The sequence below is a fragment of the Variovorax sp. Soil_C_26 genome, from assembly GCF_057657075.1.
Genome location: NZ_JBDGJC010000011.1, coordinates 48,574 through 63,566, shown reverse-complemented (window position 1 = coordinate 63,566; position 14,993 = coordinate 48,574). Strand labels below are relative to the sequence as shown.

12 protein-coding genes are annotated in these 14,993 nt (G+C 69.0%); all 12 read left to right on the top strand.

All coding sequences use genetic code 11. From position 1 onward, the window contains the following. The first annotated feature begins 10 nt into the window (after positions 1 to 10). Positions 11 to 1,654, top strand: coding sequence for an STAS domain-containing protein (locus AC3A6G_RS23785; RefSeq protein WP_487861715.1), 1,644 nt, complete (start codon positions 11 to 13; stop codon positions 1,652 to 1,654). 60 nt (positions 1,655 to 1,714) lie between these two features. Then, complete coding sequence (gene hslV, locus AC3A6G_RS23780; protein ID WP_487861714.1) at positions 1,715 to 2,260, top strand: ATP-dependent protease subunit HslV; 546 nt, start codon at positions 1,715 to 1,717, stop codon at positions 2,258 to 2,260. 2 nt (positions 2,261 to 2,262) lie between these two features. Beyond that, positions 2,263 to 3,591 (top strand): ATP-dependent protease ATPase subunit HslU, encoded by a 1,329-nt coding sequence (gene hslU / locus AC3A6G_RS23775; RefSeq protein ID WP_487861713.1) that lies wholly within the window; start codon positions 2,263 to 2,265, stop codon positions 3,589 to 3,591. 267 nt (positions 3,592 to 3,858) lie between these two features. Next, positions 3,859 to 4,287 carry a division/cell wall cluster transcriptional repressor MraZ gene (gene mraZ, locus AC3A6G_RS23770; protein ID WP_487874752.1) on the top strand — a complete coding sequence of 143 codons (429 nt, stop codon included), beginning with the start codon at positions 3,859 to 3,861 and terminating at the stop codon, positions 4,285 to 4,287. A gap of 8 nt (positions 4,288 to 4,295) precedes the next feature. Beyond that, entirely contained in the window at positions 4,296 to 5,219 is a 924-nt protein-coding gene (rsmH, locus tag AC3A6G_RS23765; RefSeq protein ID WP_487865730.1) for a 16S rRNA (cytosine(1402)-N(4))-methyltransferase RsmH, read from the top strand. A gap of 84 nt (positions 5,220 to 5,303) precedes the next feature. Next, positions 5,304 to 5,633 carry a cell division protein FtsL gene (gene ftsL / locus AC3A6G_RS23760; protein WP_487874751.1) on the top strand — a complete coding sequence of 110 codons (330 nt, stop codon included), beginning with the start codon at positions 5,304 to 5,306 and terminating at the stop codon, positions 5,631 to 5,633. After that, positions 5,630 to 7,378, top strand: coding sequence for a peptidoglycan D,D-transpeptidase FtsI family protein (locus AC3A6G_RS23755; RefSeq protein WP_487874750.1), 1,749 nt, complete (start codon positions 5,630 to 5,632; stop codon positions 7,376 to 7,378). The genes ftsL and AC3A6G_RS23755 overlap by 4 nt, the downstream gene beginning before the upstream one ends. Positions 7,379 to 7,380: 2 nt before the next feature. Further along, the gene (locus AC3A6G_RS23750; protein WP_487874749.1) at positions 7,381 to 8,949 is read left to right on the top strand and encodes a UDP-N-acetylmuramoyl-L-alanyl-D-glutamate--2,6-diaminopimelate ligase; all 1,569 of its coding nucleotides are present in this window, start codon (positions 7,381 to 7,383) and stop codon (positions 8,947 to 8,949) included. After that, positions 8,946 to 10,415, top strand: a complete 1,470-nt coding sequence (locus tag AC3A6G_RS23745; RefSeq protein WP_487874748.1) for a UDP-N-acetylmuramoyl-tripeptide--D-alanyl-D-alanine ligase — start codon at positions 8,946 to 8,948, stop codon at positions 10,413 to 10,415. Before AC3A6G_RS23750 ends, AC3A6G_RS23745 begins: the two co-directional genes overlap by 4 nt. Before the next feature lie 22 nt (positions 10,416 to 10,437). Further along, the gene (mraY, locus tag AC3A6G_RS23740) at positions 10,438 to 11,616 is read left to right on the top strand and encodes a phospho-N-acetylmuramoyl-pentapeptide-transferase (RefSeq protein ID WP_487861707.1); all 1,179 of its coding nucleotides are present in this window, start codon (positions 10,438 to 10,440) and stop codon (positions 11,614 to 11,616) included. Positions 11,617 to 11,632: 16 nt separating this feature from the next. Continuing rightward, positions 11,633 to 13,657, top strand: a complete 2,025-nt coding sequence (gene murD, locus AC3A6G_RS23735; RefSeq protein WP_487874747.1) for a UDP-N-acetylmuramoyl-L-alanine--D-glutamate ligase — start codon at positions 11,633 to 11,635, stop codon at positions 13,655 to 13,657. Continuing rightward, positions 13,654 to 14,952, top strand: coding sequence for a putative lipid II flippase FtsW (gene ftsW / locus AC3A6G_RS23730; RefSeq protein ID WP_487865726.1), 1,299 nt, complete (start codon positions 13,654 to 13,656; stop codon positions 14,950 to 14,952). The genes murD and ftsW overlap by 4 nt, the downstream gene beginning before the upstream one ends. Positions 14,953 to 14,993 lie beyond the last annotated feature (41 nt).

The following is a 14,993-nucleotide window of genomic DNA, read 5'->3' as shown; positions in this document are numbered from 1 at the left end:
ACGCCCGCCGATGCCAAAGGAAGAGTCGGGCCGCCTTTTCTCGAAGGTGGCGAAGTTCGTCCGCAACCCGCTCAAGGACTGGTCGGAACTGGACTCGACCGCCGCGGCCGATTCCACGCTGCCCGATGCGGCCTACAGCCGCGAAATGCTCAAGGAGATGATCGAGCGGCGCCAGCGCAACGACTTCGTGCGCCGGCGCGAGTTCGACATGCTGCGCAAGCTGCGCCAGCGCGAAGCGGCCGCCCATGCCTTCGAAGGCACGGTCACGCCGTCGTCCTTCAACATCAACAGCACCACCACGGAGAAGTCCGAGGGGCGCGCGCTCACGCTCAAGAAGATCGACGAGATCGAAGAGCAGATGTCGCAGCAGTGGTGGAAGGGCCGCGGCCCCAATGGCGAGGTGCTGGTCAATCCGCCGCCCGACGGCGGCGCCGAGACCCTGCCGCCGCCGCAGGATCCGGCCGAGCTGGCGAGGCTGCTCGCGCCCACGGTGCCTGCGCCGCCGCCCGAGGCTGCGCCTGTTGCCTTGCCCCCGGTCGTGGCACCGCCGCCGTCCGCGCTGCCGGCGCACGACGACGCGCTCGAGGAGGCCGTGATTCGCTTCTCGCACGGCGACGACGCGGGCGCCGAAGCCATCCTGCTGCAGGCGCTGTCCGCCGACAGCGCCGCGGGCGACGGCAGCCATGCCCAGGCGGCATTCGAGCGCGACGATGCGCGCTGGCGGGCGCTGTTCGACCTGTACCGTGCCACCGGCGAGGCCGCGCGCTTTGCCGCGGCCCGCATGCGCTACGCGCAGCGCATGAAGCGCATGGGCCCCGACTGGGTGCCGCTCGACGAACTGGCGCGCAACGTCAGGGCCGTGGCCGCGAGCGAGTTTGCCGAACTGGCGCCCGCGGGCGCCGACTGGGTCTGCCCGGCGCGCCTGGCGCGTGAAGGGCTGATGCAGCTCACGCGGGCCTTGTCGCAGGCCGGTGCGGTCTGGACGCTCGACTGGCGGGCGTTGAGCGCCATCGAGGCCGATGCCGCCGCGCCACTGCGCGTGCTGTTCAATCACTGGGCCGATTCGCCGGTGCAGCTGCGTTTCGTCGGTGCGGCGAAGCTGCAGGCCGTGCTCGCCGAGGCCGCACCCGGCAACGAGCGCCGGACGTCTGACCTCTGGTGGCAACTGCACATGGCCGCGCTGCGCATGATGAACATGCCCGACGACTTCGAGCTGGTGGCGCTCAACTACTGCATCACCTATGAAGTCTCGCCACCGGCGTGGCAAGACCCGAAGGGCACCTGCGTGCTGCTGGCCCCGCCGGCCGTGACGTCGCCGAGTTCGGTGTGGTCGCTGCTTTCCAGCGGCGAATCCGAGAGCTTTCCGTCGACCGACAGCGGCTTTGCGGCGCTGGCCGGCGACCTGCGCGGCGAGGCGCATTCGAGCCTCCAGCGGCTCGATGCGGAACTGCACGGCAGCACCGCGCCCACGATCTCGTGCGCCGCCCTGCTGCGCATGGACCTGAGCGCGGCCGGCACGCTGCTGGCCTGGGTGCGGGCGCGCGATGCACGCGGCGAGCGGGTCCAGTTCGTGGACGCCCACCGGCTCGTCGCGGGCCTGTTCGACCTGGTCGGGATCGCCGACCACGCCACCGTCGCCATCCGCAAAAACTGAGTTCCGGGCCTGAAGCGGTGCGGGGCTTGCATTGGTCGGCCGCGTCCCCAGATGGCTTCGATGGAACAGTTTCACGGCACCACCATCGTGAGCGTGCGCCGCAAGACTCCCCAGGGCGACCAGGTCGCCATTGGCGGGGACGGGCAGGTCACACTCGGCAACATCGTCATCAAGGGCACCGCGCGCAAAGTGCGGCGGCTCTACCACGGCAAGGTGCTCGCGGGCTTTGCCGGCGCCACGGCCGACGCCTTCACGCTCTTCGAGCGCTTCGAGGCCAAGCTCGAGAAGCACCAGGGACACCTGACGCGCGCCGCGGTCGAGCTCACCAAAGACTGGCGCACCGACCGCGTGCTGCGCAAGCTCGAGGCCATGCTGGCCGTCGCCGACGCCACCACCTCGCTGATCATCACCGGCAACGGCGACGTGCTGGAGCCGCAGGACGGCGTGATCGCCATCGGCTCAGGCGGCGCGTTCGCGCAGTCGGCCGCCAAGGCGCTGATCGAGAACACCGAGCTCACGGCAGAGCAAATTGTTAAGAAATCGCTGGAGATCGCCGGCGAAATCTGCATTTACACGAACATGAACCACACGGTGGAAGCGCTCTGACCATGTCCATGACGCCCCAGGAAATCGTCTCCGAGCTCGACAACCACATCGTCGGCCAGCCGGCGGCCAAGCGCGCCGTCGCGATTGCGCTGCGCAACCGCTGGCGCCGCCAGCAGGTCGAGGAGAAGCTGCGCGTGGAGATCACGCCCAAGAACATCCTCATGATCGGCCCCACCGGCGTGGGCAAGACCGAGATCGCACGCCGCCTCGCGCGTCTCGCGGATGCGCCCTTCATCAAGGTGGAGGCCACCAAGTTCACCGAGGTGGGCTATGTCGGCAAGGACGTCGACTCGATCATCCGCGACCTGGCCGAGATCGCAGTAAAACAGACGCGCGAAGCCGAGAGCGCCAAGGTGCGCGCGCGCGCCGAGGACGCGGCCGAGGAGCGCATCCTCGACGTGCTGCTGCCGCCCGCGCGCGGCGCCGACGGTGCCACGCCGCAGCTGGAGGGCCCGAACCCCACGCGCCAGGCCTTCCGCAAGAAGCTGCGCGAGCACCAGCTCGACGACAAGGAGATCGAGATCGACCTGGCCGAGGCGCGCGCGCCGCTCGAGATCATGGGCCCGGCGGGCATGGAGGAAATGACCGAGCAGCTGCGCGGCATGTTCGGCCAGCTCGGGGGCGGCAAGCGCAAGACGCGCAAGCTCAAGATCGCCGAGGCGATGCGCCTGCTGATCGACGAGGAGGCCGCCAAGCTCGTCAACGAGGACGAGATCCGCGCGCAGGCCATCACCAACGCCGAGCAGAACGGCATTGTCTTCATCGACGAGATCGACAAGGTCGCCACGCGCAGCGAGGCGCAGGGCTCCGACGTGTCGCGCCAGGGCGTGCAGCGCGACCTGCTGCCGCTGGTCGAAGGCACGGCCGTAACCACCAAGTACGGCGTGGTGCGCACCGATCACATGCTGTTCATCGCGAGCGGCGCGTTCCACCTGAGCAAGCCGAGCGACCTGATCCCCGAACTGCAGGGGCGCTTCCCGATCCGCGTGGAACTGCAGTCGCTTTCGGTGGCCGATTTCGAGAGCATCCTCACGCAGACCCGCGCCTCGCTCGTGAAGCAGTACCAGGCGCTGCTCGCGACCGAAGGCGTGACGCTCGACTTCACGACCGAAGGCGTGACCCGGCTCGCGACCATCGCTTTCGAGGTCAACGAGCGCACCGAGAACATCGGCGCGCGCCGCCTTTCGACCGTGATGGAGCGGCTGCTGGATGAGGTAAGCTTCGACGCGGCCCGCATCGAAGGTCAGACGATCCACATCGATGCCGCCTATGTCGACCAGCGCCTGGCTGCGCTGAGCCAAGACGAAGATCTTTCCCGCTTCATTCTCTGAAGCCGCCTCGCGGCCCCTGTAACGGGGCCGCGCTTCACGCATCACATTCACTGCGTGAGCTAAGTGCTTAATTTTCAACGAAATTCACCGGTTTCCCTGTTTGGAAAACGGTGCTAAGTCGTTGATTCCATTACAAAAAAAGCCTCGGCCGCCCGTTGCGCCTGAAGTGTTTCCTGCTACAGTGCAAAAAAGTGCAGTTAAGTGGGAAAAAGTGCGGGTGGTGCCTCTTCCAGGTGCCACGGTGCTCCCAAACAGGGGTTCTCGGTCGTGTTTCAAGGCGCTTCATCGCTCAGTCTGGATGCCAAGGGGCGGCTCTCCGTGCCGACCCGGCATCGTGACGTCCTGAGCGCCACGGCGAACGGCCAGCTCACGATCACCAAGCACCCGCACGGCTGCCTCATGGTGTTCCCCCGTCCCGAATGGGAGAATTTCCGCGAGCGCATCGCCGCGCTGCCGATGTCGGCGCAGTGGTGGAAGCGCGTCTTCCTCGGCAACGCGATGGACGTCGAGATGGACGGCACCGGCCGCATCCTCGTCTCGCCTGAACTGCGCGCGGCCACCGGCATCACGCGCGAGACGCTGCTGCTGGGCATGGGCAACCACTTCGAGCTCTGGGACAAGGCCACGTACGAGGCCAAGGAGGCCGAGGCCACCCAGGGCGATATGCCCGATGTGTTCCAGGACTTCGCGTTCTGAGGGCTCCCGTGAACACGCCATGGACCCATACGACCGTCTTGCTGGACGAAGCGGTGCAAGCCCTTCTTTCAGGGGCCGCTGCGGCCACAGGCACCTACGTGGATGCGACCTTCGGGCGCGGAGGGCATGCGCGCGCGATCCTCGCGCGGCTCGCGCCGGAAGGCAGGCTGATCGCATTCGACAAGGATGCAGAAGCGGTGGCCGAAGCAGCGCGCATCTCCGATGCGCGTTTTTCCATCCGCCACCAGGGATTCCGCGCGCTGGGCGAATTGCCCGAGGCCAGCATCGCGGGTGTGCTGATGGACCTGGGCGTGAGTTCGCCGCAAATCGACAACCCGGTGCGCGGCTTCAGTTTTCGTTTCGACGGCCCGCTCGACATGCGCATGGACACCACGCGCGGCGAGAGCGTGGCCGAATGGCTGGCAACGGCCGAACTTCAGCAGATTGCAGAGGTGATCCGTGACTATGGCGAAGAACGGTTTGCTGTTCAGATTGCAAAGGCGATTGTTGCTCGCCGACAAGAACGGGGCGCAATTTCAACCACCACCGAACTGGCCGAGCTCGTGGCTGGCACGGTCAAAACCCGCGAGCAGGGCCAGAACCCTGCAACGCGCACATTTCAGGCTTTTCGGATTTTCATCAACGCCGAGCTTGAAGAGCTGCAACAGGCGCTAGAGGCGAGCCTCTCGGTGCTGCAGCCCGGTGGCCGGCTCGCGGTGATCAGCTTCCATTCGCTCGAAGACCGCATCGTGAAGCAGTTCATCGCGCGGCATTCGAAGGAGGTCTACGACCGCCGTGCGCCGTTTGCCGCACCCCGGGCGATGAAGCTGCGCGCGCTCGAGCGCATCAAGCCCTCGGCCGAAGAGGTGAGCGGCAACCCGCGCTCGCGCAGCGCGATCCTGCGCGTGGCCGAACGCACCGAGCTCCCATGACGCGCCCCCACGCTCATCGCTTCGCGTATCGCTGCCCCCCAAGGGGGCGCTCAGTGCCCTTCGGGCGGCCGGGCGGGCACTGACATGGCCCGCCTCAACCTGCTCCTGCTGCTCGCCGTGGTCGCCTCGGCGCTGTTCCTCGTGCACACGCAGTACCAGTCGCGCCAGCTCTACACCGAGCTCCACCGGGCCCAGCAGGAGGCGCGGCGGCTCGAGCTCGACCATGACCGCCTGCAGGTGGAGAAGCGTGCGCAGGCCACGCCGCTGCGCGTGGAGAAGCTCGCCAAGGAGCAGCTCCAGATGCGCACCACCACGCCGGCCATCACGCAGTACGTGCGGCCCGACGGCACGGTGATCCCGGCCGTGGTGGCGCCGCCGCCCGAGCCCCGCCCGGGCGCGAGGAACGGCCGATGAGCCGCCGCAGCGTCCGCTACACCACCAGCCCCTTGCTCGCGAGCAAGACGCCGGTCTGGCGCAGCAAGTTCATCGTCGCGAGCATCGCGTTCGGCTTCCTCGTGCTCGCGGGCCGGGCCGCGTACGTGCAGGTGTTCAACAACAGCTTCTTCCAGCGCCAGGGCGAGGTCCGCTTCGTCCGCACGCTCGAGCTGCCGGCCAACCGCGGCCGCATCCTCGACCGCAATGGCCTGATCCTCGCGTCGAGCGTGGTGGCGCCGAGCGTCTGGGCCATTCCGGAAGACATCGAACGCGACGACCCCGAAGTGCGTGCCAAGCTCCGCCAGGTGGCCAAGCTGCTCGAGATGTCGCAGAAGGACTTCGACAAGAAGCTCGAGGACGAGGACAAGACCTTCGTCTGGGTCAAGCGCCAGGTCGACGAGCCGATCGCCAAGCAGATCGCCGCGCTCGACATCAAGGGGCTCTACCAGCGCAAGGAGTACAAGCGCGAATATCCCGAGGGCGAGGCCGCGGCACACGTGGTGGGCTTCACCAACGTGGAAGACAACGGCCAGGAAGGCATCGAGCTGGCCTTCAACAAGGAGCTCGGCGGCAAGGCCGGCTCGCGCCGCGTCATCAAGGACCGCCTGGGCCGCGTGGTCGAGGGCGTGGGCGAGCAGGTGCCGCCGGTCGACGGCAAGGACATCCAGCTCAGCGTGGACAGCAAGGTCCAGTTCTTCGCCTACCAGAAGCTGCGCGACGCGGTGACCGCGCGCAAGGCCAAGGCCGGCAGCGTGGTGGTGCTGGACGCCGTCACGGGCGAAGTGCTGGCCCTGGCCAACTATCCGAGCTACGTGCCCGACAAGCGCCAGAACCTTTCGGGCGAGCAGCTGCGCAACCGCGCGCTCACCGACACCTTCGAGCCCGGCTCGACGATGAAGCCGATCACGGTCGCCATGGCGCTGGAGGCGGGCCGCGTCAAGCCTTCGACGTTGATCGATACCGGCCCCGGCCGCTACCAGCTCGGTGGTTTCACCATCAGGGACACGCACAACTACGGCACGCTCACCGTCGAGGGCGTGATCCAGAAATCGAGCAACGTGGGCGCGCTCAAGATCGCGCAGAAGATGACACCCCACGAGATGTGGGACACCTACACCGCACTCGGCTACGGGCAGAAACCGCAGATTCGGTTCCCGGGCGCGGTGAGCGGGCGGCTGCGGCCCTGGAAGACCTGGAAGCCGGTCGAGCAGGCGACCATGGCTTATGGCTACGGCCTGTCGGCGTCGCTGTTTCAAATGACGCATTCGTACACCGCGTTCGCGCACGACGGCGCCATCATCCCGGTCACCATCCTGAAGAATTCCGAGCCGCCCGTCGGCGTGCGGGTGTTCTCGGCGGCGAATGCGCAGGCGGTTCGCAAGATGCTGCAGATGGCCACCGGCCCGGGCGGCACCGGCACGCGCGCGCAGACCGTCGGCTATTCGGTCGGCGGCAAGTCGGGCACCGCGCACAAGCAGGTCGGCAAGGGCTATGCGAGCAACAAGTACCGGGCGTGGTTCACCGGCATGGCGCCGATCGACAAGCCGCGCATCATCGTCGGCGTGATGATCGACGAGCCGAGCGACGGCCAGTACTACGGCGGCCTGGCTGCCGCGCCCGTCTTCAGCGAAGTCGTGCAGCAGACGCTGCGCATGATGAACGTTCCGCCCGACCTCGCGGTCAAACCGCTGGTGGTGACCGAAGGCGTCGCCGAGAGCTTCTGAGCATGCTGACATTCACATCCCCCCTCATCGCCGCGCAATGGCTCAAGCAGCGCGTGCAGGGTGCGCTGCATGCCGACAGCCGACCGGTGGGCGCAGGCGACGGTTTCATCGCCTGGCCCGGTGCGGCCACCGATGGGCGCAGGCACGTGGCGGCAGCGCTTGCACAGGGCGCGGTGGCCTGCCTCGTCGAGCACGAGGGCGTGGAAGCCTTCGGTTTCGACGAAGGCGGGTTCGGCGACCGCATCGCGAGCTACCCGGGGCTCAAGGCGGCCACCGGCCCGATTGCCGCGGCCTTCCACGACAACCCCTCGGCCGCACTCGAGGTGCTGGCGGTGACCGGCACCAACGGCAAGACCTCGACCGCATGGTGGCTGGCCGAAGCGCTGGGCACGCTGGGCGTGCCCGGCGGCGTGCGCGCACCGCGGCTCGACGGCACGCTCGAGCGCGCGGTGCCGTCGCCCTGCGCGGTCATGGGCACGCTCGGCATCGGCGTGCCGCCGGCTGTCGTCTACACCGGGCTCACCACGCCCGATCCGGTGATGCTGCAGCGCGAACTCCGCGCGCTGGTCGACCGCGGTTTCGGCGCCTGCGCCATCGAGGCCTCGTCGATCGGCATTGCCGAGCGGCGCCTCGACGGCCTGCGCATTGCGGTGGCGGTGTTCACCAATTTCACCCAGGACCATCTCGACTACCACGGCAGCATGGAAGCCTACTGGGAGGCCAAGGCCGAGTTGTTCCGTTGGCCGGGCCTGCGTGCCGCGGTCGTCAACATCGACGACGTGCACGGCGCAAGCCTGTGCGCGAACCTGATCGACGGCGGCATCGGCGCGCTCGACGTGTGGACCGTCTCGGCCGCGGGCAAGCCGGCACGGCTGATGGCGCGCGACGTCGCGCACGGCGCACAGGGCCTCGAGTTCTCGGTGGTCGAGCAGGGCAGCGACGGCGTCGAACACCTGGCGACCGGCCTGATCGGCCAGTACAACGTAGCCAACCTGCTGGGCGTGCTCGGCACGCTGCGCGCGCTGGGCCTCTCGCTCGCGCAGGCGGTGGCTGCCTGCGCCGGCCTCACGAGCGTGCCGGGCCGCATGGAGCGCGTGCGCTTCGACGGCGGCCATGCACCGCTCGCGGTGGTCGACTACGCCCACACGCCCGACGCCCTCGACAAGGCGCTCGCCGGCCTGCGCCCGCTCGCACAGCAGCGCGGCGGCGCGCTCTGGTGCGTGTTCGGCTGCGGCGGCGACCGCGATGCCGTCAAGCGGCCGATGATGGCGGCCGTGGCCGAGCGCCAGGCCGACCACGTCGTCGTGACCAGCGACAACCCGCGCAGCGAAAGCCCCGACGCGATCATCAGCCAGGTGCTGCTCGGCCTGTCGCGCCCCGAGGCGGTCCGGGTGCAGCCCGACCGCGCGGCCGCGATCGCCGATGCCATCGCCGAGGCCGCGCCGCACGACGTGGTGCTGCTCGCCGGCAAGGGCCACGAGGCCTGGCAGGAGATCGCCGGCCAGCGCATTCCGTTCTCCGACCGCAGCCACGCGCTCGACGCGCTCGCACAGCGAGGAGCCGCACGATGAGCGCCGCACCAGTGAGCGCAACCACGCCCCTGATGCTCACGCTGGCGCAGGCACAGCAATGGATGCCCGGTGCGCGCCTCGTCGGCGACGGCGCCACCACGGTGGCGCGCGTGCACACCGACACCCGCACCCTCGCCGCGGGCGACCTGTTCGTGGCGCTCAAGGGCGAGCGCTTCGACGCCAACGACTTTCTTGCCGACGCCAAGGCCGGCGGCGCCGTGGCCGCCATCGCGCACCACGGCCTCGAAGCCGCGGGCCTCGCCGGCCTCGAAGTGCCCGACACGCTCGCTGCACTGGGCGCCCTGGCGGCGCGCTGGCGGGCGCAGTTCGAACTGCCGCTCATCGCCGTGACCGGCAGCAACGGCAAGACCACGGTCACGCAGATGATCGCCGCGATCCTGGTCGCGTTCCGCGGCGAGCGCGCGCTCGCGACGGCGGGCAACTTCAACAACGAGATCGGGGTTCCCCTGACGTTGCTGCGCCTGCGCGCATCGCACCAGCATGCGGTGGTCGAACTCGGCATGAACCATCCGGGCGAGATCGCGCGCCTCGCGGCCATGGCGCGCCCGACGATCGCGCTGGTCAACAACGCGCAGCGCGAGCACCTCGAATTCATGGCCACGGTCGAGGCCGTGGCGCGCGAGAACGGTGCCGTGTTCGCGGCGCTGCCCGCCGACGGCACCGCGGTGTTCCCGCATGCCGATCCCTTCTCGGGTCTCTGGACCGACATGGCGCACGACGGTGCGGCACGCCGCTGCATGTGTTTCGGCGAAGCGCCGGAGGCCGACGTCTCGCTCGCGGCCGCCGAATGGCGCCAGGGCGCCTGGCAGGTCCGCGTCCGCACGCCGCTCGGCGAACTTGACGCACGCTTGCGGATCGCCGGCCGGCACAACGTGGTCAATGCGCTCGCGGCCACCGCCTGTGCGCTCGCGGGCGGCGTGCCGCTCGACGCCATCGCCGCGGGCCTGTCGGCCTTCGATCCCGTGAAAGGCCGCTCGCGCGCCTGCGCGGTCGTGCTGGCCGACGGGCATTCGCTCACGCTGGTGGACGACAGCTACAACGCCAACCCCGACTCGGTGCGCGCCGCGATCGACGTGCTCGCGGCGCTGCCCGGCCCGCGCCTGCTGGTGCTCGGCGACATGGGCGAGGTCGGCGACCGCGCGGCCGAGTTCCATGCCGAGGTGGGCGACTGGGCGCGCCAGCGCGGCATCGAGGCCGTCTATGCGCTCGGCGCCGACAGCGCGCACAGCATCGCGGCGTTCGGTGGCAACGGCGATGCCGGCCGGCACTTCGCCGACGCCGTTGCGCTCGACGCCGCGGTGCGCGCACGCCTGCCACAGGTGGCGAGCGTGCTCGTGAAAGGCTCGCGCTTCATGAAGATGGAGCGCGTGGTCCGCACCATTGAACAAGCGGCTGCGCTGGCGCCCGCAACGACAACAACAACGACACAAGGAGGCCGGTCATGACGCATGCACCTGGCGACACCCCATGCTGATGAGCCTGGCCCAATGGCTGCAGACGATCTCGCCCGAGTTCGGGTTCCTGCGCATCTTCCAGTACCTGACGTTCCGCGCGCTCATGGCGGCGCTGACCGCGTTGGTGGTCGGCCTGGTGGCCGGCCCCTTCGTGATCCGGCGCCTCACCGCGCTCAAGATCGGCCAGCCGGTGCGCGGCTACGGCATGGAGACGCACCTCACCAAGAGCGGCACGCCCACCATGGGCGGCGTGCTGGTGCTGTTCGCGATTGCCTTCGCCACGCTGCTGTGGTTCGACCTCTCGAACCGCTTCGTCTGGATCGTGCTGTGGGTCACGATGGGCTTCGGCGCCATTGGCTGGGTCGACGACTGGCGCAAGGTGGTGCGCAAGGACCCCGAGGGCATGCGCTCGCGCGAGAAGTACTTCTGGCAGTCGGTGGTCGGCCTGTTCGCGGGCATCTACCTGCTGTTCAGCATTTCGGAAAGCTCCAACTGGCGCGTGCTGCAGCTGTTCTTCGCCTGGGTGCAGTCGGGCTTCGCGCTCGACTTTCCGCCCAAGATCAACCTGCTCGTGCCCTTCTTCAAGGAAGTGAGCTACCCCCTCGGCGGCATCGGTTTCGTGATCCTCACCTACCTGGTGATCGTGGGCGCGAGCAATGCGGTCAACCTGACCGACGGCCTCGACGGGCTCGCAATCATGCCGGTGGTGATGGTCGGCTCGGCCTTGGGCGTGTTCGCCTATGTCACCGGCAGCGCGGTCTATTCGAAGTACCTGCTGTTTCCGAGCATCCCGGGCTCGGGCGAGCTGCTGGTGTTCTGCTCGGCCATGGCGGGCGCGGGCCTCGCGTTCCTCTGGTTCAACACCCATCCGGCGCAGGTCTTCATGGGCGACGTGGGCGCGCTGGCACTCGGCGGCGCGCTCGGCACCATCGCGGTCATCGTGCGCCAGGAGATCGTGTTCTTCGTGATGGGCGGCATCTTCGTGGTCGAGGCGATCTCGGTGATGGCGCAGGTCGCCTACTTCAAATACACCAAGAAGCGCTTCGGCGAAGGCCGCCGCGTGCTCAAGATGGCGCCGCTGCACCATCACTTCGAGAAGAGCGGATGGCGCGAGACGCAGGTGGTGGTGCGGTTCTGGATCATCACGATGCTGCTGTGCCTCGTGGGCCTTTCCACGCTGAAGCTGCGCTGAGCATAGACATAGACAGATGCGGCACCTGAAAGACCTCCCCGTCCTGATCCTCGGCCTCGGCGCGTCCGGGCTGGCGATGGCGCGCTGGTGCGCGCGCCACGGCGGCGTCGTGACCGTGGCCGATACGCGCGAGGCGCCGCCGGCGCTCGCTGCGCTGAAGGCCGAACTGCCCGATGTGGCTTTCGTCGGCGGGCCGTTCTCGGCTGCACTGATCGACGGCACGCCGATCCGCGCGGTGTACCGCTCGCCGGGCCTGGCGCCCGCGACCATCGCGCCGGTGCTCGGTGCCGCAAGGGCCGTGGGCCTCGCCGTCGGCGGCGAGCTCGACCTGTTCGCGCGCGCGCTGCAGGACCTGCGCACGATCGAGCTGGCCGTGCCCGAGGTGGAGCCGCAAGCCGATGGCGCGCCGCCGATCGAGGTGCCGCCCGAAGTGGCCGCGGCGCAGATCGAGATCGCACTCGAGGCCGCAGCGCCGGAAGCCGCGCCCGAGCAGCCCGAGGCTGCCGCGCTGACCGAAGCCGAACCCGACGCCGAACCGCCCGCCGAGGTACAGCCCGAGACGGCGGTTCCCGCGCTCGCCGAGACGATGCCGCGCGATCCCTCGCTGAGCATTCCCGCTGAACCGCCCGAACAACCGGCGGCCGAGATGCCCGAGGCGCCTCCTGCTGCCACTGCGCCGCCGCCGGCCACCGGCAAGGCCTACGTGCCAACAGCCGCCAAGGAAGCCGCCGAATTCGTCGCGAAGCTCGCCGAATTCGCCGCCGCCAACCCGGCATCGGCCGCGGTCGAGGAAGAGCCGACGCCGCAGTTGCCGCTGGTGCCCATCGAGGAGCCGCCTGCGCCCAAGGGCTACACGCCCGCGGTGCTCGCGGTCACCGGCACCAACGGCAAGACCACCGTCACAGCGCTCACTGGGCAACTGGTCGAGCGCGCGGGCCGGACCGTGGCCGTGGCCGGCAACATCGGCCCGACGCTGCTCGACACGCTGAGCGCGCACATCGATGCCGAGACGCTGCCCGACGTGTGGGTGCTCGAGCTCTCGAGCTTCCAGCTCGACGGCGTGCAGGATTTCGAGCCCACGGCGGCGACGGTGCTCAACCTCACGCAGGACCACCTCGACTGGCATGGCGACATGAAGGCCTATGCCGGCGCCAAGGCGCGCATCTTCGGCGCGAAGGGCCTGATGATCCTCAACCGCGACGACGAAGGCGTGATGGCGATGCTGCCCGCGCCCGTGAAGGCGAAGCTGCAGCGCCCGCAGGTGCGCACGCACGTGACCTTCGGCGCGGGAATGCCGCAGCGCCCCGGCGACTACGGCATCGAGCGGCTCAACGGGATGACCTGGTTGGTGCGTGCGCTCGAGGCCGACGAGACGCAGAAGCGCAAGCGCGGCGCGGTGGTCGAGGAAGAAATCTTCGTGCAGCGCCTGATGCCGGCCGACGCGCTGCGCATCCGCGGTCGCCACAACGCACTGAATGCGCTCGCCGCGCTCGCGCTCGCGAGTGCGGCGGGTTGCCCGCTCGGACCGATGCTCTACGGCCTGCGCGAGTACCGCGGCGAGCCGCACCGGGTCGAGCCGATCGCGCTGGTCGACGACGTCGAGTACTTCGACGACAGCAAGGGCACCAACGTTGGCGCCACCGTGGCTGCGCTGAGCGGCCTCGGCGAAGAGCGGCGCGTGGTGGCCATTCTCGGCGGCGAGGGCAAGGGGCAGGACTTCGAGCCGCTCGCAGCCCCGGTCGCCCGGTACGCGCGCGCCGTGGTGCTCATCGGCCGCGATGCGCCGCTGATCGCCGAGGCACTGGCGTCGACCGGCGTGTCGCTGATGCAGGCCGGCTCGATGCAAGAGGCCGTGAAGCTCGCCGCCGCGCGCGCCAACCCCGGCGACGCCGTGCTGCTGTCACCGGCCTGTGCGAGCTTCGACATGTTCCGCGACTACGCGCACCGTGCCGAGGTGTTCCGTGAGGCCGTCGAGGCACTCGCCGACGGCGCCCCGGCCAACGACGACGACGCCGGCTTTCCGGCTGGAGACCCCGCATGACCGCCCCCGCCGCCGGCGCCACGCCCAACGCAGGCACCAGCCGTTTCGGCGGCTGGTTCCGCCGCGCGCGCACCGGCATCGATTCGCTGCCGGTGCACCTGCCGGTGCGCCTCGGCGGCGCGGGCATCGCGCAGACCAAGGCGGTGCCGGTGCGCGTGATGGGCTTCGACCAGGCGCTGGTCTGGGTCATCGTGGCGCTGCTCACCTGGGGCCTGGTGATGGTCTATTCGGCGTCCATCGCGCTGCCCGACAACCCGCGCTTCGTGCGCGCGGGCTATGGCCCGGCGTATTTCCTCACGCGCCATGCGGCCTCGGTTGCATTGGCGTGCATCGCGGCGCTGCTGGCCTTCCAGGTGCCGATGAAGACCTGGGAGCGCGCTGCGCCCTGGCTCTTCGTGGCCTCGCTGCTGCTGCTGGTGGCGGTGCTCATTCCGCACATCGGGATCAACGTGAACGGCGCGCGGCGCTGGCTGCCGCTGGGCTTCATGCGTTTCCAGCCTTCCGAACTCGCCAAGCTCGCCATGGTGCTCTATGCCGCCAGCTACATGGTGCGCAAGATGGAGATCAAGGAGCGCTTCTTCCGCGCCGTGCTGCCGATGGGCATCGCCGTGGTGGTAGTCGGCATGCTCGTGATGGCCGAACCGGACATGGGCGCCTTCATGGTGATCGCGGTGATCGCGATGGGCATCCTGTTCCTGGGCGGCGTGAATGCGCGCATGTTCTTCCTGATCGCGGCGCTCGTGGTCGTGGCTTTCGGCACTATCGTCGCGTCGAGCCCGTGGCGCCGCGAACGGATCTTCGCCTACCTCGATCCATGGAGCGAAGAGCACGCGCTGGGCAAGGGCTACCAGCTCTCGCATTCGCTGATCGCCATCGGGCGCGGCGAGATCTTCGGCGTGGGCCTGGGCGGCAGCGTCGAGAAGCTGCACTGGCTGCCCGAGGCGCACACCGACTTCCTGCTCGCCGTGATCGGCGAGGAGTTCGGCCTGGTCGGCGTGCTGCTGATCATCGGCCTGTTCCTCTGGCTCACGCGCCGCATCATGCACATCGGCCGCCAATCGATCGCGCTCGACCGCGTGTTCTCGGGCCTCGTGGCACAGGGCGTGGGCGTGTGGATCGGCTTCCAGGCCTTCATCAACATGGGCGTGAACCTCGGCGCGCTGCCGACCAAGGGCCTGACCCTGCCGCTGATGAGCTTCGGTGGCTCGGCGATCCTGATGAACATGGCGGCGCTGGCGATCGTCTTGCGGATCGACTATGAAAACCGCGTTCTCATGCGCGGAGGCCGCGTATGAGAACGCGGTTTCGCCAAAACCGCGTCAGCGCGAAGCGCTGC